The organism is Acinetobacter sp. SH20PTE14, from assembly GCF_021391555.1.
Classification (GTDB): domain Bacteria; phylum Pseudomonadota; class Gammaproteobacteria; order Pseudomonadales; family Moraxellaceae; genus Acinetobacter; species Acinetobacter amyesii.
The window spans coordinates 772,874-791,307 of sequence record NZ_CP090067.1 but is presented as its reverse complement, the minus strand read 5'-3'; the positions used below and the strand labels follow the sequence as shown (position 1 = coordinate 791,307).

General features: G+C 42.5%; 18 protein-coding genes. 6 read left to right on the top strand and 12 right to left on the bottom strand.

Features of this window, described 5'->3' with window-relative positions; translation table 11 throughout:
* Nucleotides 1-167 precede the first annotated feature (167 nt).
* From LXF01_RS03875 to LXF01_RS03855, 5 genes are all read left to right on the top strand, one after another.
* Nucleotides 168-590 carry a hypothetical protein gene (locus LXF01_RS03875; RefSeq protein WP_078191199.1) on the top strand — a complete coding sequence of 141 codons (423 nt, stop codon included), beginning with the start codon at nucleotides 168-170 and terminating at the stop codon, nucleotides 588-590.
* 337 nt (nucleotides 591-927) lie between these two features.
* Nucleotides 928-1,875, top strand: a complete 948-nt coding sequence (locus LXF01_RS03870; protein ID WP_233945021.1) for a transporter substrate-binding domain-containing protein — start codon at nucleotides 928-930, stop codon at nucleotides 1,873-1,875.
* Between the two features lie 70 nt (nucleotides 1,876-1,945).
* A complete protein-coding gene (locus LXF01_RS03865) occupies nucleotides 1,946-2,689 on the top strand; it encodes an amino acid ABC transporter permease (RefSeq protein ID WP_111884897.1) in 744 nt (247 codons plus the stop codon).
* The gene (locus tag LXF01_RS03860) at nucleotides 2,689-3,372 is read left to right on the top strand and encodes an ABC transporter permease subunit (protein ID WP_180083550.1); all 684 of its coding nucleotides are present in this window, start codon (nucleotides 2,689-2,691) and stop codon (nucleotides 3,370-3,372) included. Before LXF01_RS03865 ends, LXF01_RS03860 begins: the two co-directional genes overlap by 1 nt.
* Nucleotides 3,369-4,112 (top strand): amino acid ABC transporter ATP-binding protein, encoded by a 744-nt coding sequence (locus tag LXF01_RS03855; protein WP_442781349.1) that lies wholly within the window; start codon nucleotides 3,369-3,371, stop codon nucleotides 4,110-4,112. Before LXF01_RS03860 ends, LXF01_RS03855 begins: the two co-directional genes overlap by 4 nt.
* Before the next feature lie 430 nt (nucleotides 4,113-4,542).
* On the opposite strand, the gene LXF01_RS03850 is transcribed toward LXF01_RS03855, so the two are convergent.
* A complete protein-coding gene (locus LXF01_RS03850; RefSeq protein ID WP_180021330.1) occupies nucleotides 4,543-5,304 on the bottom strand; it encodes a ferredoxin--NADP reductase in 762 nt (253 codons plus the stop codon).
* 85 nt (nucleotides 5,305-5,389) lie between these two features.
* On the opposite strand from LXF01_RS03850, the gene gigC reads away from it, so the two are divergent.
* The gene (gigC, locus tag LXF01_RS03845; RefSeq protein WP_111884894.1) at nucleotides 5,390-6,268 is read left to right on the top strand and encodes a LysR family transcriptional regulator GigC; all 879 of its coding nucleotides are present in this window, start codon (nucleotides 5,390-5,392) and stop codon (nucleotides 6,266-6,268) included.
* A 23-nt stretch (nucleotides 6,269-6,291) separates the two neighbouring features.
* Here gigC and LXF01_RS03840 read toward each other — a convergent pair whose 3' ends face one another.
* The 11 genes from LXF01_RS03840 to nuoG all read right to left on the bottom strand — a co-directional run bounded on the left by LXF01_RS03840 (nucleotide 6,292) and on the right by nuoG (nucleotide 18,431).
* A complete protein-coding gene (locus LXF01_RS03840; RefSeq protein ID WP_233945020.1) occupies nucleotides 6,292-7,047 on the bottom strand; it encodes a cold shock domain-containing protein in 756 nt (251 codons plus the stop codon).
* 108 nt (nucleotides 7,048-7,155) lie between these two features.
* Entirely contained in the window at nucleotides 7,156-7,449 is a 294-nt protein-coding gene (locus LXF01_RS03835) for a cold shock domain-containing protein (protein ID WP_078192288.1), read from the bottom strand.
* Between the two features lie 85 nt (nucleotides 7,450-7,534).
* The gene (upp, locus tag LXF01_RS03830; protein WP_078192289.1) at nucleotides 7,535-8,170 is read right to left on the bottom strand and encodes a uracil phosphoribosyltransferase; all 636 of its coding nucleotides are present in this window, start codon (nucleotides 8,168-8,170) and stop codon (nucleotides 7,535-7,537) included.
* A gap of 126 nt (nucleotides 8,171-8,296) precedes the next feature.
* Complete coding sequence (nuoN, locus tag LXF01_RS03825) at nucleotides 8,297-9,841, bottom strand: NADH-quinone oxidoreductase subunit NuoN (protein ID WP_078192290.1); 1,545 nt, start codon at nucleotides 9,839-9,841, stop codon at nucleotides 8,297-8,299.
* Nucleotides 9,842-9,844: 3 nt separating this feature from the next.
* Nucleotides 9,845-11,458, bottom strand: coding sequence for an NADH-quinone oxidoreductase subunit M (gene nuoM / locus LXF01_RS03820; RefSeq protein ID WP_233945019.1), 1,614 nt, complete (start codon nucleotides 11,456-11,458; stop codon nucleotides 9,845-9,847).
* 1 nt (nucleotide 11,459) lies between these two features.
* The gene (nuoL, locus tag LXF01_RS03815; RefSeq protein WP_180059312.1) at nucleotides 11,460-13,349 is read right to left on the bottom strand and encodes an NADH-quinone oxidoreductase subunit L; all 1,890 of its coding nucleotides are present in this window, start codon (nucleotides 13,347-13,349) and stop codon (nucleotides 11,460-11,462) included.
* Nucleotides 13,346-13,654, bottom strand: a complete 309-nt coding sequence (gene nuoK, locus LXF01_RS03810; protein WP_067665227.1) for an NADH-quinone oxidoreductase subunit NuoK — start codon at nucleotides 13,652-13,654, stop codon at nucleotides 13,346-13,348. Before nuoK ends, nuoL begins: the two co-directional genes overlap by 4 nt.
* Nucleotides 13,654-14,172: an NADH-quinone oxidoreductase subunit J gene (gene nuoJ, locus LXF01_RS03805; protein ID WP_171262661.1), complete on the bottom strand. Its 519-nt coding sequence runs from the start codon at nucleotides 14,170-14,172 to the stop codon at nucleotides 13,654-13,656. Before nuoJ ends, nuoK begins: the two co-directional genes overlap by 1 nt.
* Nucleotides 14,172-14,714 carry an NADH-quinone oxidoreductase subunit NuoI gene (gene nuoI, locus LXF01_RS03800; protein ID WP_078191099.1) on the bottom strand — a complete coding sequence of 181 codons (543 nt, stop codon included), beginning with the start codon at nucleotides 14,712-14,714 and terminating at the stop codon, nucleotides 14,172-14,174. Before nuoI ends, nuoJ begins: the two co-directional genes overlap by 1 nt.
* 18 nt (nucleotides 14,715-14,732) lie before the next feature.
* Nucleotides 14,733-15,749, bottom strand: a complete 1,017-nt coding sequence (nuoH, locus tag LXF01_RS03795) for an NADH-quinone oxidoreductase subunit NuoH (protein ID WP_078191100.1) — start codon at nucleotides 15,747-15,749, stop codon at nucleotides 14,733-14,735.
* Nucleotides 15,750-15,752: 3 nt separating this feature from the next.
* Nucleotides 15,753-18,431, bottom strand: a complete 2,679-nt coding sequence (gene nuoG / locus LXF01_RS03790; RefSeq protein ID WP_233945018.1) for an NADH-quinone oxidoreductase subunit NuoG — start codon at nucleotides 18,429-18,431, stop codon at nucleotides 15,753-15,755.
* Nucleotides 18,432-18,434 lie beyond the last annotated feature (3 nt).

Genomic DNA, 18,434 nt, shown 5'->3' with positions numbered 1-18,434 from the left:
CGCAAATATCGGGCAAAGATTTAAGTGCAATATTTAAATCTAAAGCATTTTTTATTGTATGACCTCTTACAAAATAAATGCTTTTTTGAGCCCGGTGGAATTATCTGCTTTTGATGAATGAAATGAGCTATAATCATGCACCTTATTTTTCACCTGTTATCAAATCTATGGCGTACCATCAACAAGGTGTAACGCTTGATCTTGACACTGACGTCACTCATCAATGTTCCCTTCATTACACTCGCGATCAACATCTTATTGGCATTATTGAATTTAGTAAGCCAAGTTATGTGTTGAAATGGGGTGATTTGGAATATTTTCGCCGACGTACTGAAGAGTTTTCAGTGATGCCATTCCCTGAATGCATCAATGCGATGGTGATTGATATTCGAAATATTGCGGCTTTTTTAGATAATGAAGTGCCTATTATTCCTTGGCGCTTGCTCGAAGAAGAATGTCCGATTCGCTTAGTTGTTCCCCAAGATCGACTGGAGCATTATGCTGGCTTTTTTGAACCGACTTGGTTGACTTCCGACGTAGACACAGCGATTCAAGAAATTCGTGAATTTATGGATATGTTTGTGCATTAACACGGAGATTAAACTAAAGTTTAATCCCGAAAACCTCCATCTGGAGGTTTTTTTATGCCCTTTTATTTTAATTATTTATTTCACAATAAAATTAAATTATTTTATATTTAATGACTTATAGCAAACCTTTTTATAAAAAATGTTCATAACTTATCCCATTTCTTAGTAACAATTCGGCAATAAATTTTGCTTGAGCCTTGCTCGATATATCACCTAAGATGTAGAAAATGATCTCTTTTTTATTGTTGAAACATTCTTAAAAACAAAGCAATAAAATCTAACGAGAAACAAGATCATAAAAAGTGGATATTAAATCAGGGTAAAAGGAGTTTTAACGATGACGTCAAAAAAACATTTAGCAACTTTGTTCTGTGCAAGTGCGCTCACTTTAGGTCTTAGCGCATGTAGTGACAATAAAGCACCTACAACGGATAAACCTGCAGGAAGTGAAGCTGCTGTTTCTGACTCGGGGACTTTAGATAAGATCAAAAAATCCGGCACGATTGTATTAGGCTATCGCGATTCATCGATTCCATTTTCATATATTGCAGATAATCCAAACCAACCTGTAGGTTATGCACACGATCTTCAATTAAAAGTAGTTGAGGCGGTTAAAAAGCAATTAAATCTTCCCGATTTAAAAGTCCGTTATAACTTAGTGACCAGCCAAAACCGTATTCCATTGGTTTCTAATGGCACAGTCGACTTAGAGTGTGGTTCAACCACAAACAATAAAGAACGCCAACAACAAGTAGATTTCTCAACAGGTTTCTTTGAGGTCGGTTCACGCTTACTTACAGCAAAAGACTCTGGGATTAAAGATTTTGCTGACCTAAAAGGCAAAAAGTTAGTCACCACGGCAGGAACGACATCTGAGCGTTATATTCGTCAACATGAAAAAGAATTAGGTATTGGTGAAGTCATTTCTGCCAAAGACCATGCTGAGTCTTTCCTCATGCTACAAAATGGTCGTGCAGCGGCATTTATGATGGATGATATTTTGCTGGCGGGTGAAAAATCGAAAGCCAAAGATCCAAATAAATGGGAAATCGTGGGTACAGCGCCGATTCATGAAATCTATGGTTGTATGCTGCGTAAAGGCGATACTGGCTTTAAACAAGTGGTTGATGATGCAATCAAAGCGACCTATAGCTCTGGTGAAATCAATGACATGTATAAAAAATGGTTCCAAACGCCAATTCCACCAAAAAATATCAATTTGAATTTCCCGATGTCTGATCAATTAAAAGCATTGATTAGCAATCCACATGACCGTGACGAATAACTTTCCCTAAACATTCTAAAGATGCTTAAGCCAAACGGATTTTGGCTTAAGCTCATTATAGGGAGTTCCTATGAATTATAGCTGGAATTGGGGTGTGCTGTTCCAATCTACAGGTGTAGGTGATTCAACCTACCTGAATTGGATTTTAATTGGGATCGGCTGGCTGTTTGTCATCGCTTTGGTGGCATGGAGCATTGCGATGGTGCTTGGCAGCATCTTGGGTATTATGCGTACCCTACCGAGTCCTGTAGCACGAAGTATTGGTACGGCCTACGTGACTATTTTCCGAAATGTACCCTTATTGATTCAACTGTTTATATGGTTCTATGTTGTACCCAACTTCCTCCCTGCTGCGATTAAAAGCTGGTGGATGAATGACCTTGGGGCAAATACGACCGCCTTAATTTCCGCAAGTGTCGGCTTGGGTCTTTTTACAGCTGCACGGGTCTGTGAGCAAGTCAGGACTGGTATTGAAGCGCTTCCTTTGGGGCAAACCAATGCAGGTTATGCCATGGGATTTAGCACGGCTCAACTATACCGCTATGTGATCTTACCGCAGTCATTCCGCACGATTTTGCCACCTCTCAGCTCTGAGTTGACCAACTGTGTCAAAAACACCTCAGTCGCGTCTTTGGTTGGTGTTGCAGAAATCATTTCACAGATGAAAACCATCAGTGAATACACGCAAAACACCATCGAAATTTATACCTACGTCACCATTATTTTCATCGTGATCAACATCTGTTTAATTGGTTTCATGAATTTTCTGGAAAAACGCCTACGCGTTCCTGGCTTAATTGCAGGAGATAAATAATGGAATGGCTCAGTTCTTTTATTCAAGACCTCCAAGCGTCTGGCCCTGCGCTATGGCATGGTTTCAGCATCACACTCAAAGTGGTGATCACGGCAACCATTGGTGGTGTCTTTATTGGGACTTTATTGGCGTTGATGCGCCTGTCCTCGATTAAGGCTTTAAATATTTTTGCTAAAGGCTATGTGAACCTCTTTCGTTCTATTCCTTTGCTCTTGGTGTTGATGTGGTTCTACTTTGCCGTACCCTTTATTTACACAGGGATCACCGGTAACTATCTAACGATTGATACTGCCCTTGTGTCCAGTATCGTGGCCTTCATGCTATTTGAAGCGGCTTACTTTTCAGAGATTGTCCGTGCCGGGATTCAATCGATTCCTAAAGGTCAAACTTCTGCAGCTTATGCTCTCGGTATGAGCTATAGCCAAGCGATGCGCTTAATTATTTTGCCGCAATCTTTTCGCAAAATGACGCCACTGCTTTTACAGCAAACCATCATTCTGTTCCAAGATTCAACCATGGTTTATGCCATCGGACTGTTAGACTTTTTCCGCACCAACTATGTTCGAGGCGACCTTATGTCATTGTTAACTCAATACATTCTGTTTGCTGGTTTGGTGTATTTCACTATTAGTATGATCGCTACCTATGCAGTTAAAAAATTACAACGGAGGTTAAGTGTATGACCGATCAAAAAACGATGATTGACCTCCAAAATGTCAGTAAATGGTATAAAGATTTTCAAGTGCTTACCGATTGCACGACTCAAATTAAACAAGGTGAAGTGGTTGTGGTGTGTGGACCTTCGGGTTCAGGTAAATCAACGCTCATTAAAACCGTTAATGGACTTGAGCCTTTTCAGGCCGGTACGATTTTAGTCGACGGTATTTCCATTAATGACCCAACAACCGATTTAAATAAATTGCGTAGTCGTGTCGGTATGGTGTTCCAGCACTTTGAATTGTTTCCACATTTATCCATTACCGAAAACCTGACCATTGCGCAGGTTAAAGTCTTGGGTCGATCAGAAGCCGAAGCCAAGAAAAAAGGTTTGGCTTATTTAGACCGTGTGGGTTTAAGTGCGCATGCCGCTAAATTCCCTGCACAGTTATCAGGTGGACAACAACAACGTGTTGCGATTGCACGTGCGCTCAGTATGGACCCGATTGCCATGCTGTTTGATGAACCGACTTCGGCACTTGATCCAGAGATGATTAACGAAGTGCTTGATGTGATGGTGGGTCTTGCCAAAGAAGGTATGACCATGATGTGTGTAACCCATGAGATGGGCTTCGCGCGTCAGGTTGCGGACCGTGTGATCTTTATGGATCAAGGAAAAATTGTGGAAGACTGCAGTAAAGATGATTTCTTTAATGCCCCTCGTGGTGAACGAGCGCAGCAGTTCTTAAATAAAATTCTGCATTAAAATCAAAACGTTTATTTAACTGATGTTACGCAGTAACATCAGAAGCATAATTTGATTCAAATAAAAGTACGATACGAGGTAACATTATCTGCAAGTGTTTGAGATAGGACTTCTTCTAATCAAAAATATTTTTGCGATACTTTTGATAATTAGACACTAGTAAACGAGTTTTGCGGTGAGGAGCACTGCTCCGCAAGATGGTTTCCTTGCGAAGCTTCGCTTCTCATTTTGCCTAATGAGAAGCGTGCTTCGTAAGAGTACCTCCAGCCGAAGGCTAATCCCTTTATTCATTCTCTTGATGTAAGACTCCGTCGAATTGGCTTAAAAATCATTTTAAAAATGCAAAATTACTTTTGCATGCATAACATCAGTTATTTAATTTCCGAAAATAAAAAAGCTCATCCATAGATGAGCTTTTTTTCATGGCAGATTACCAATAGTTTTCTACTGCAATATTGCCTTCACCTCGGCGGTTCATGGTCAAACCACGCGCCTTTAATGCTGCCTTGGTGTCATCAACCATTTGTGGATTACCACACAGCATGACATGCGTCGTTTCCACATTAAATGCTAAGCCTGCCGCCTGTTCCAACTCGCCATTTTCAATTAAAACTGGTAGACGGTCATGCAATGGTGCATTTGGATCACGTGTCACAATAGGAATAAATTTAAAGCCCGTATGCCCTTCACCAAAGGTCTCAGCGATTTCTTGAATCCGCTCTACATAAGCCAGTTCTGATACGGTGCGCACACTGTAGACTAGATTAATTTTTTCGTATTTAGACCACGTTTCAAAGTCTTGTAACATTGATAAAAACGGTGCAAGACCCGTTCCTGTCCCCAACAGCCATAAGTCCTTGGGCAATGGCAACTGATAACGCGCCAAGGTGAGGAATCCATAAGGGACTTTTTCTAAATACAGCTCATCGCCCACTTGTAGATGCTGCAAATTTGAAGTAAACGCACCATCTGGAACAACGATAGAAAAAAACTCTAAAGTTTCATCAAAAGGGGACGACACCACAGAATAGGCACGAACCACCAATTCATCGCCCACTTTCAAGCCGATTCGTGCGAACTGACCAGCGGTAAATTTAAAATGCGCAGGGCGTGTCATGGTAAAACTGAACAAAGTATTGGTCCAACGGTGTACAGATAAAACCTTTTCTAAGCTAAATTTTTCAATTGACATGATTTGAACGTGGCGTGACAGACTGTGCTCATGTTAGCATGACAGCATAATTTATTAATATTTTTTAAATGTTAAGGCCTGATTCATGCGCATGACTTTACGCCAGTTGGCTGTTTTTGTAGCAGTCGCTCAAGAAGGTACCGTTACCAAAGCCAGTGATGCTGTCAAACTTACTCAAAGTGCAGCAAGTATGGCATTGGCAGACCTCGAAGATGGTCTCGGTGCTCCACTGTTTGACCGACTTGGTAAACGCTTGCAATTGAATGACTTGGGTCGTTTTTTATTGCCACAAGCTTTGGAAATTTTAGGGCGCTGCGAAGCTTTTGAACAAGCAGCCAAAGGCGAACTACAAAGCATTGATCTGCGTTTAGGTGCGACCCTAACCATCAGTGACTACTTGATGCCAGACCTCATGGCAGATTTCTTACAAATTCAGCCTCAAGCACATTTACAACTTCAAGTCGGCAATACCCGCCAAATGATTGAAGCGGTGAACCAATTTCAGTTGGATTTGGCCTTAATTGAAGGTTCATGCCATCTGCCACAGTTGCAATGTATTCACTGGCGTGACGATGAACTTGCCGTGTGCTGTTCACCAGAGCACCCTTTAGCGAAGTTGGATCGTGCACTCACTGCAGCTGACTTTGATAACGTAGAATGGATCTTACGTGAAGAAGGTTCAGGCACACGTGAAGTATTTGACAACGCAATTTTAAAAGACCTGCCAGATGCCAATATACGTTTAACCTTGGGTCATAACGAAGCCATTTTAAAAATCGTGGCAGGTGGTCTTGGTATGTCATGTATTTCTAAACTGGCAATTGAGCCTTTACGTGAAAAAGGGCAATTGGTGGTTTTAGATACGCCGTTTTGGCAACTTGCCCGTCCATTATTTATGTTGGTACATCGTCAGAAATACCAAGGACCGGGTCTCAAAGCCTTTATGCAATTTTGTGAAAAATAAAAAAAGCGCCTTAAGGCGCTTTTTTATCTATTTTTAAATTGGCGTTCACATGGTTCGCCATCATTATTGCCGTCCATTTTCGTATTTGGACAATTATTATTAAAGAACACTGCTTCTTCGTATGAACGCATCTGACTACAATGCGTACGCCCATCACAACTAAACTGTGCTTTCTCTACTACCCTTGGCGTATCACTTGAAGAAGGTGCCTGCGCAGTGTATTGAACAACAGACTGAGCTTGCGTTGAAGCTGTGCCGTATAGATTTTTTTCACCTTGCTCAGTCAGCACCCGATCGGGTAAATCCCCCTGAGCTTTACGTTGTTCTTTTACAATGTTTTCATTTTCTTGCATGAGCTGTTGTAAATGTAGCTGCTTCTGTTCTTGGTACTGCTGATATTTCCCATAAACAGCCACAGCTAATACTAGAATTACAATGAGTCCAATCATGCTGAAGATTTTACTGCCCCAAACTGTGCCTTTGGCTGTATCGTGAGGAGTAGCTTGGTCATTCACTCGATCCGACCTTGATTCAAATGACGGATTTATCTGTTCATGAGTGGACTGCTCTTTTTTCAAATCTAAACGGATGATATTTACCGCTTTAAATTTACCTCGATCTGCTTCAATCCTGTATTTGAGATTTTCTCCAACACGTGGTTCGATGTGTCGGCTAGGAAAATCACTAATATGAAAAAATAAATCCTGTGCTTGATCTTGTTGTATAAATCCAAAGCCGCGCTCAACGTTATAGCTTTTGATTTTCCCCTCTTTAAACATAAAAATTGTCTCTCATCTTTTCTTTTAATACTCTTATGATAATAAAAAAAGAGGCCCTATAGACCTATTTTTCAATTTCAAAGATTTCCATGAAATCTTACAATCACATTATTTACGCAAATTCGAAAGCAAAGCTGAAGTAATTGACTGGTTATTTGCCACTACTTTAGATTTTTTAGCTTTTGCAGATTTGTCTTCTTCACGCTCAATGTTTATGGCTTTATAACGATCACCATTTTTCACCACATTAAATTTCACACGATCATTACGTTTTGGCTCGACACCATCTGCGGGAAAGTCAGAGATATGGAAAAATACATCACCTTCTTCACATGAAAGAAAGCCAAAGCCCTTTTCAGGATTGTACTGCTTCACTTTACCTTTATATTGTTCGGACTTCATAAAGTACCCTATTCCATTTATTCCAATGTCTTTAGTATATAAAAAAGAGGCTATAAAAGCCCCTTTTCTGTTCATGATGCAAAAATTAGTCTTTTTGAACTGAACCGAAAATTTTATCGCCTGCATCGCCAAGACCAGGAACGATATAACCGTTTTCATTTAAACCTTGGTCTACAGATGCTGTGTAAATGATCACATCTGGGTGAGCTTCATTTACACGTTTAATGCCTTCTGGAGCGGCAACAAGCACCATGACACGAATATCTTTACAACCACTGGCTTTTAGAACGTCAATAGCAGCAACGAGCGATGAACCTGTTGCAAGCATTGGGTCAATAATCATCGCTAAACGGTTTTGTACGTCTGGTACTAATTTTTTGTAGTAAGTACGCGCTTCTAAAGTTTCTTCATCACGCTCTAAACCCAATACAGATACTTTCGCACTTGGAATCAGGTTTAAGAAACCATCCAACATACCAATACCTGCACGTAAAATCGGTACGACTGTTATTTTTTTACCGGCAATACGATCTACAGTTACTTTACCATTCCAACCATCAATTTCATGATCGACCATCGGTAAATCTTTCGTTGCTTCATAAGTCAGAAGCATAGTCACTTCTTGAGCAAGCTCACGGAAGTTTTTAGTACTAATATCTGCACGACGAAGTAAGCCGAGTTTATGTCGAATAAGCGGATGACGGATTTCATGGATAGCCACGGGAGAACACCTAAAAGGTTAAGATAAAATTTCAACCATTATAAAGCTATTTAACAAATGATAAAAATAAAAAAGCCCCCTTTACAGGAGGCTTTTTTGTAATAAGCAAATTAATTGCTTAATTCATTAGTTAAAACCACTTTGAATTAAGCTAAAAATGAACTGTTGTAATTCAGGTGAGATCGCAAAGTATGCCACTTGAGAAACTGCAATGATTGGATCTGGATATACACCGATCAACAACACAAGAGCAGCTGCACCAAGCACCATAATACCACCCACTTTTTGACCCCAATGATCGACAGCGTCGATACGTGGGTTTTCCGGTGGAGTCATGTACATCACAACCATCACACGTAGGTAGTAGTACAAACCGATACCTGAACCAAGGATCACCATTGCAGCTAAGAACCATGAACCACCAGCAACTGCTGTTTTGATCACAAGGAACTTACCAATAAAGCCCGCTGTTAATGGGATACCTGCAAGAGATAACATCATGACAGTGAGTGTTGCAGTCAACACTGGACGACGCCAGAACAAACCACGGTACTCAGCAAGACTACCTGCTTCGTCTTTGTTGTTGTAAGGGCTAGACATCAGTGTCACAACACCGAACGCACCAATCGTTGTTAATACATAAGTAATCACATAAACGTTGACGCTGCTGAATGTTGCAAAGCCTTGTACTTGAACAAAGTCAGTATTACGTGCACTGACAATCGCAACAAGTAAGTAACCAAAGTGAGCGATTGAAGAGTATGCAAGGATACGTTTCAAGTTCACTTGACGTACTGCTAGTAAGTTACCCGCAAGGATAGACAATACTGCAATGATGGTCACGATCGTGATGAAGCTGTCAGAAAGGATTAAGCCAGAAGCCAAGAAGTAACGAACGAATAGACCGATCATTGCCACTTTAGCCACAGTCGCTAAGAATGTCGCGATTGGCGCTGGCGCACCTGCATACACGTCTGGTGTCCATTTGTGGAATGGCGCAAGAGACAATTTAAATGCAACAGCAAATACAATCAGTGCAAGACCAAGGACTACACCCGGTTGGCTGAATGTTGTGAACATTTTGCCTGGTTCAGCAACGAATGCCATTGTACCTGTATACGCATATACATAAGCCATACCCATCAACAACATCGCAGAAGCGGTTGCTGAAAGCACCAAGTATTTCACACCCGCTTCAAGCGACTGTGAACGTTGGTGTGTATAAGCCAATAGGCCGTATACAGGAATCGACATTAACTCAAGGCTGATAAAGAATGACGCATAGTGAGAACTTGCAACCATTAACAATGCACCTGTTACAGAGCACAGCATCAAGATATAAAGTTCTTCACGGTTATCTTTATAGGTTTCGATATACGCATGTGACAATGTGCAGCAAGCAAGTGCTGCAATCAAAATCACGAATTGGTACAACATCGTAAATGGATCTACGATGAACAAATTCATTACGTTTGCAGGTGCATACTGCCCTGCAACGAAAACAAAAATAATATAAAAGGCTGCAAGGTTCAGACCGATAACGGAAGTCGTTGCAACTAAATTGTGGTTACGCTTGATTGCAATTAGCAACATCACGACGATCGCAGTTAAAGCCACGATCATCACAGGAGCTAATGGCATAAGCTCAGAAAATGACATTGTGAAGTCCATGGCTTATTGCATCTCCACATTTTCAGGTTGTACAGCAATCTGCTGCACAACATCAACGACTTCTTGAACTGGGATATAGCTATTTGCAATCCACGCCATGCTTGAATTTGAAATATCAAGGAAGCTTTGTGGGAATAGACCAAGCCATACTAGACCAAGAGCACAGATTAAAAGAATCACAACTTCACGCGCATTTAAGTCTTTCAACGGATTTGCGTAATGCTGTTTTTGTTCTTCGTTTGGTGTACCAAACAACGCTTTGTGGATCAGGATTAAACCGTAAAGACCGGCAAATACTAAGCTTACTGCAGCAAGGATTGTATACACAGGGAACTTGTCATAAGAACCCATCAAGATCAGGAATTCACCGATGAAGTTACCTAGACCCGGAATACCTACAAGTGCCGCAACAAAGAACATTAAGAAGAATGAAAGGTATTGGAACTGACCACGAATACCGCCCATCAAACGCATGTCACGTGTATGCAGACGTTCGTAAACCTGACCACACATAATGAACAATGCAGCAGAAGATAGACCGTGAGCCAGCATCATAATCATCAAGCCTTGGAATGTCAGGATGTTACCTGCATACAAGGCAAGAAGTACGAAGCCCATGTGCGAAATAGATGTGTACGCAAGCAGACGTTTCATGTCTGTTTGTTGGAATGCACACCATGCACCGTAGAAAATACCGATTAGACCAAGAATGATCGCGATGTCAGCAAACTGAGCAGATGCTACTGGGAAGAATGGTATTACGAAACGTAAAAGACCATAAGCCGCAGTTTTAATCAAGATACCTGCAAGGTCGACAGAACCCGCTGTAGGTGCTTGCGCATGTGCATCTGGTAACCAGCCGTGTAATGGGAAAACTGGAAGTTTTACCGCAAAACCAATGAACATACAGATCATGAATGCATAGGCAAGTGCTGGAGCTTTCGCCTCAACAGTGTGTGCAACACTCATCAAGAAGTCATAGTTAAAGCTGATTTGACCGTGAAGTTGGAAGCCAACAACCACTAGACCCAAGATACCGATCAACATGATCAGACCCGCAACCTGAGTATAGATAAAGAATTTAGTTGCAGCGTAAACGCGTGACTTACCTTCTGCCCCTTTATGACCCCAAAGTGCGATCAAGAAGTAGATTGGTACCAACATCATCTCCCAGAAGAAGAAGAATAGGAACATGTCAATCGCTAAGAATACACCGATCACACCACCTAAAGACCACAGTAGGTTTAAGTGGAAGAAACCAACGTTCTTTTGAATCTCACCCCATGAACAGCCGACCGCAAGTACACCCAGTAATGCAGTTAAACCTACCATAAGCAGTGAAAGACCATCCACCGCAAGGTGAATGTTAATCCCTAAAGTGGTAATCCACGGTAGGTTAAATTGAGCGGCCCACTGTGGAGCTTGTGTACCCAACTCGTAGTTATAAGTACCGCTTTGCCATAAAACGACGGTTAACACCAACGTTAATAGCATACCAATTAAGGCAATATAGCGTGGTAAGTGCTTGTCGAGTTTATCGACAATCCAGCATACAAAACCTGCAATGAACGGAATAAGGATCAGAGCGGGTAGAATTAAATTGTTTGGAGTTTCCATTTTATTTCCCCACGACCTGAATCACGACCAGGATCAATAGTAATGCAAACGTACCGAATGCCATACTAGATGCGTATTCACGCAATGAACCTGTTTGACGTGAACTTGTAAAGCTATTACCGCCTTTAACAAGTGCAGGCAATACAAGCCATAAGCCGTCAATTGGATCACGACCAAAGATTTTAGCCAGTAGCAAATAAGGCTTAACGAAAACAATGTTATACAAAGCATCGAAACCAAGTGCATTACGACAGATATTTGCAAGACCCGCGCCCAGTGAAGTTTTCGCGAACGATTTCACTGCACCATAAGCAAATGCAAATAAAACAACACCGACTACAAGACCTGCAAGTGCAATACCAACAGCTGTGTATTCAGCGCTATGCATACCATGTTCTAGCGCTTCTGGAATATTAAACGCTGGGATTTGTGCAGCATTTAAAATATTCGTTACTGGTGCTTTTAATACATAAGCTAAACCAGTTGAAAGCACTGCAAGAATCGCCAATGGCCCCCAGTAAGTAACACCTTTGATTTCATGGTAAGGCGTGTTTTCTTTACCAAAGAATACAACCCAAATAAGACGGAATGTATAAATTGAAGTTAAGAACGCACCTGCTACACCAGTCCAGTACAAGCAGTCATAAACTGCTATTGCTTGACCTTTCACCCATACCGCACCAAGAATCGCATCTTTCGAGAAGAAGCCGATCGTGATGAATGGAATCGCAGCCAATGCACCGCCACCAATCGCGAAACAAGCAAACAAGAATTTGTTTTTGTGGAATAGACCACCCATCTTGAAGATGTTTTGTTCATGATGGTAAGCCAAAATCACTGCACCAGAAGACAAGAATAATAATGCCTTGAAGAATGCGTGAGTCAGCATGTGGAATAGACCAGCTTGGTAAGCTTCAGCACCTACAGCCATAAACATATAACCCAACTGACTCATAGTTGAGTAAGCAAGAATACGTTTGATGTCTGTTTGTACCAATGCAGCAAAGCCTGCTACCAACAATGTCACTGCACCCGTGATTGAGATGAACATCATCACTTCTGGCGCTTGTTCAAACACGCTGAACATACGGCTACATAGGTAAACACCCGCTGTTACCATTGTTGCTGCGTGGATCAATGCAGATACTGGTGTAGGACCAGCCATCGCATCTGCCAACCATGTTTGTAATGGGATCTGAGCAGATTTACCTGCAGCCCCCAAGAACAACATCAATGCAGTCCAAATCGCAATTGAAGAACTCTGAGCCAAAACTGTTGGCGCAGCAGCTACAACTTCTGCAATGTTTAAAGTGCCGAATTGTTGGTAGATCAAGAACAATGCGATCAGTAAGAATACGTCACCCACACGTGTCACGGTGAATGCTTTAATTGCAGCAAAACCGTTTGCAGGTGTTTGGTAGTAGTAACCAATCAATAGGTATGAACATAGACCTACACCTTCCCAACCCAAGAATAACAACGCTAAGTTGTCACCCAACACTAAAAGCAGCATGCTTGCTACGAATAGGTTGAAGTATGAGAAGAAACGTGCAAAGTCTTCTTCGCCACGCATGTACCATGTTGCAAAGATGTGAATTAAGAAACCCACACCTGTGATCATGCCCATCATCAATAATGATAAGCCATCTAAATGAAGCGTGAAGCCCGGTGCTAAGTTACCTGCACTGAACCAAGTCCAAAGATGCTGAGTTGTTGCAACTGAACCATTATTAACAAAGTCGATACCGGCAATTAATGCAAATAAAGCTGAAAGACCAACTGAACCTGCACCAATAATTGCAGCAACTGATTCAGGAAGATTTTTACGACCTGCCGCCAACAGGATAAAACCAATTAGCGGGAATAGTACTGTTAAATATAAATAACTCATCCGCGCATCTCACTAGCAGCATCCACATCCAGATGATGGAAGCGATGATAGAACTGAAGGACGATCGCAAGACCGATACAAGCCTCTGCTGCAGCAAGCGTTAAGATCAAGATAAACATCACTTGACCATCTGGCTGTGCCCATGCGCTTCCTGCCAAAACGAACGCTAAAGCAGCTGCGTTCATCATGATTTCAAGGCTCATTAAAATAAATAGTAGGTTGCGTCGAACCATCACACCGTAAAAACCCAGTGCAAAAAGAATGGTTGCAACGATCAAACCATGTTCTAAAGGGATGTTGCCCATTATTCTTTGTCCTCTTCTGCACCTGGCTCACGTTTGCCAAGATGGAATGCAGCGACAAGTGCGCCAAGCAATAACATCGCAGCAACTTCAACCAGCAATAAGTACTGAGTAAAGAGTGAAGTACCCACTTCTTTCGGACCGACAACTTGAGCACCCATGACAGTGCCAGCAGTTGTGTAGTCTGACTTCAACATCCAAACAAGGATTAGACCCATTAAGAAGCTCATCAACGCAGGATATGCCCACGCTGAAGAAGTCAGCCATTTGCTTTCTTGTTCAACTGTATTTTGACCAAGATTCAGCATCATCACGACGAATACGAATAGCACCATGATTGCGCCAGCGTAAACGATAATTTCGAGGGCACCGGCAAACGGCGCACCCACGATCATGAAGATACCTGCAACTGCAAGTAAAGAGATAATCAAGCTTAATAAAGCGTGTACTGGGTTCGTGTTAGTTACAACACGAACGGTAGAGACGATGGCCACAAGCGCCATCAAATAAAATGGCCACATCATGGTAATAGACTCCGTACATCAACTGGTGTGCTTTCGCGTTGAGCCTGACCTTTATCTTTACCAGCAACAGCCATACCTGTTACGCGGTAGAAGTTATAGTCTGGGTATTTACCAGGACCTGAGATAAGAAGGTTTTCTTTCTCATATACTAAGTCCTGACGAACATACTCACCTAACTCAAAGTCAGGTGTCATTTGAATCGCAGTCGTAGGACATGCTTCTTCACACATACCGCAGAAAATACAACGTGAGAAGTTGATACGGAAAAATTCCGGATACCAACGACCATCTTCTTTTTCAGCTTTTTGTAGTGAAATACAGCCGACTGGACATGCAACCGCACAAAGGTTACATGCAACGCAGCGCTCTTCACCATCAGGGTCACGCGTTAACACGATACGACCACGGAAACGTGGTGGTACGATGTCTTCCGCTTTAACCTCTGGATATAAAATAGTGTCACGTTTACGTGTCGCGTGTGAGAATACCATCCACAACGAACGTACAATTGACCCAAATCCAGCTAGAAATTTAAACATTTTATTCTCCCTGCTGTCTTAGGCCTGATTCATCAGAATCACAGCACCAGTTACCAGAAGGTTAACCAACGCCAATGGCAAGCAAATTTTCCAACCAAAGTTCATGACTTGGTCATAACGTGGACGCATTAAAGAGCCACGAGCCAAGACAAACATCATTACAAAGAATGCTGTTTTAATAATGAACCAGAACGCAGCTGGAATGAATGGAATATCTAGGTTGAAAGGCGCTAACCAACCACCGAAGAATAAAGTCACGATTAATGCCGAGATCAGTACGACGTTGACGTATTCCGCAACGAAGAACATACCCCATTTCATACCGCCGTATTCGACATGGTAACCTTCCGCCAATTCTTGTTCTGCTTCTGGTTGGTCAAATGGATGACGGTGAGTTACCGCAACACCCGCAACCACGAAGATCAAGAAACCTAAGAACTGAGGAATAACAAACCAAACATCACGTTGCGCTTCAACAATTTCACGCATGTTGAATGAGCCTGCAATCGCAACCACACCCATCAGTGAAATACCCAAGAACACTTCATAAGAAATGGTTTGAGCAGCAGAACGTAAACCACCAAGTAATGCGTATTTGTTATTTGATGACCAACCACCGAACAATACTGCGTATACCGCAATACCAGCCATTGCCATAAAGAACAATAGACCGATGCTCATGTCTGAAACACCTAGATAAGGTGAAACAGGAATAACCATGAATGATAGCACCGCAGTTGCCATCGCAACTGCTGGAGCCATACGGAAAGTCAATTTGTCAGCAAATTTTGGTGTCCAGTCTTCCTTAAACATGATTTTCAGCATGTCGGCAACAATCTGGAACATACCGCCCGGACCTACACGGTTCGGACCGTAACGGTCTTGCCACAAGCCGAGTAAACGACGTTCAATAAAAGACATCAACGCAGCAATCAATACCACAACAAGTAAGATCACAATTGCTTGAAGAACTGAATAGGCGATTGGCCAGTTTTCAGCCCACAGCGGCGTTTGACGGATTAATTCTTGTTCCATGAATTACACTCCTACCGCGACTGAAACAGGTTCTGCAAGCGATACTGTAGGTGCTAGACCCACTGGGTAACCGATATAACCTGTAGGTAAGTATTCAATCACTTGAACTGGAAGGACGATTTCAGCATCCCCTGCTTTCACAGCGATACGTTGACCATCTTGAACATTTAAGCGTGCTGCATCTTGTTCACCCACAGCAAACATTGCTTCAGGAATACGCGATTCCATCGCAGGTGTTTTCACTGTAAATTCACCAGAAGCGAAGATGTGATGCATCGGCACAAGACGGAAGCTCTCACCATTAACCGCAACAGGTGCAGGTGCAACAAATGTACGTGCTGGACGTTTCGCTAAACGATCGAATAAACGAACGCCTGCATCGCCACCTTTTAAGTGACCACCCACGTTGTCTTGGAATTTGTTCCAAGCTTGTGGAGAGTTCCAACCTGCAGACCAAGCAAATGGTACAAGTGAAGCTGGAGTTTGGTTACCTACATAACCTTCCATAGAGAACGTCAACGCAGAGTCTTTATCGACTGGTTGTTTTGGTTCATGAATAGAAAGTGGTGCGCGCATCGCAGTACGACCTGAGTAACGACGTGGTTCACGTGCCACTTTCAGACCATGTACACGGAAGCCAGCATCTGGTGCTACATCTTGAATTGCTTCAAGTGCAGGAACGTTTTTCGCTACTGACTCAATCACGTCATCAAGAACTGTCCAAGAAATCGCTTTGCCTTTCACGCCAGTTTCAATGGCATGTAACCAGCGCCAAGATTCTTTGATCGCAAGTTCTGGTTTGTAGTAGCTTGGGTCATACACTTGGTAGAAACGTTGTGCACGGCCTTCCTGAGAGACAACAGTACCATCGCCTTCAGCAAATGAAGCAGCAGAAAGTACGATGTTGGCTTTTTTCACAGTTTCAGTTTCAGAATGATCAAGTACGATCACTTCTTTACCTGCCAGTGCAGCATTCACCTGCGCGGCTGGTAAACGACGATAAAGGTCATTTTCCACCACGATCACGGTATCGTAATCTTGTGCGAATGCTTGTTCTAAACTTTGACCACCAAAGATCGCTAAGCCCATTGAGTTCACTTCAGGAACAGTCAATGTTAAGCCCGCATTACCAAGGTTCTGTGCAACTTGTGCAGCAGCTTCCATGATTGATGCGTCTTGCAAGCTTGTACCAGAGATGATTAATGGTTTTTTCGCAGCTTTTAAAGTGTCAGCAATAGTTTGTGCAAATGCTTTTGCATCGTCATCCAAACCTAAGATCACTTCACCTTTGACAGCAGCAGCGACCGCAAAACCTAAACGTGCAATGTCGTTAGGTGATGCAACAACTTCACCTGTTGCAACATCAGCTAAACGTGTTTGAGTTGCAGCAAGGATGTAAATCGGAGATTTCGCATCTTGAGCAATACGTTGTACAGGCTCAGCCAACCACTCTTGCGTACGGCGCTCTGCAGCCATTTCTTTCGCTTTATTTTTCGCAGCTTGGCGAACAGATAGAGCCATACGTGGTGCAGTTTGAGTTAAGTCTTCACCCAAAATCAACACAGCATCGTAGCTTTCGATTTCACGCATACCAGGGTTATAAACACCTTCGGTTTGCATAATAGAAGCTGCAAGTTCAACAAGTTTTTGCTCTTTTTGAGCCATACCGGTTGAGAAGTTGTCTTGACCTACAAGTTCGCGAAGCGCGAAGTTAGATTCAAGTGACGCACGTGGTGAACCGATACCCAATACTTTTTTGCCTTGGATATTTTCAATTACGGTATCCAATGCTTGGTCTACAGAAACTGTAGTCACATTTGCACCAGAGCGGAATTGTGGTTGACGTGGACGATCTTCACGGTTCACATAACCTGTACCGAAACGACCTTTATCGCAAAGGAAGTATTGGTTCACGTCACCGTTAAAGCGGTTTTCTACACGACGTAGTTCGCCATAACGTTCACCTGGAGAGATGTTACAACCTGAAGAACAGCCTTGGCATACGCTTGGCGCATACTGCATGTCCCATTTACGGTTATAGCGTTCAGAGTGAGTTTTATCTGTGAATACACCTGTTGGGCAAACTTCAGTCAAGTTACCAGAGAATTCAGATTCTAAAGTACCTGATTCTGGACGACCAAAGTAAACACGCGAAGCGTTTGCATACACACCAAAGTCCGTACCACCTGCATAATCTTTGTAGTAACGCACACAACGGTAGCACGCGATACAACGGTTCATTTCATGAGAAATGAAAGAGCCTAGCTCTTGGTTGTAATGCGTACGTTTTGTGAAGCGGTAACGACGACGGTCATGCTGAGTCATTACAGTCATATCTTGTAAATGACAGTGACCACCCTCTTCACAGACTGGACAGTCGTGTGGGTGGTTGGTCATCAAGAATTCAACAACAGAAGCACGGAAATTTTTTGCTTCGTCATCTTCAATCGAGATGTAGGTATTGTCAGATGCAGGCGTCATACATGACATAACTAAACGACCGCGAGTATCTTCAGGATTCGCGTATTGAGTCACAGCACATTGACGGCAAGAACCGACAGAACCTAAGGATGGATGCCAACAAAAGTATGGGATGTCGATGCCAAGGCTAAGACATGCTTGTAGCAAGTTCTCTGAGCCGTTGACTTCATACGATTTTCCATCGACATGAATTGTAGCCATAGT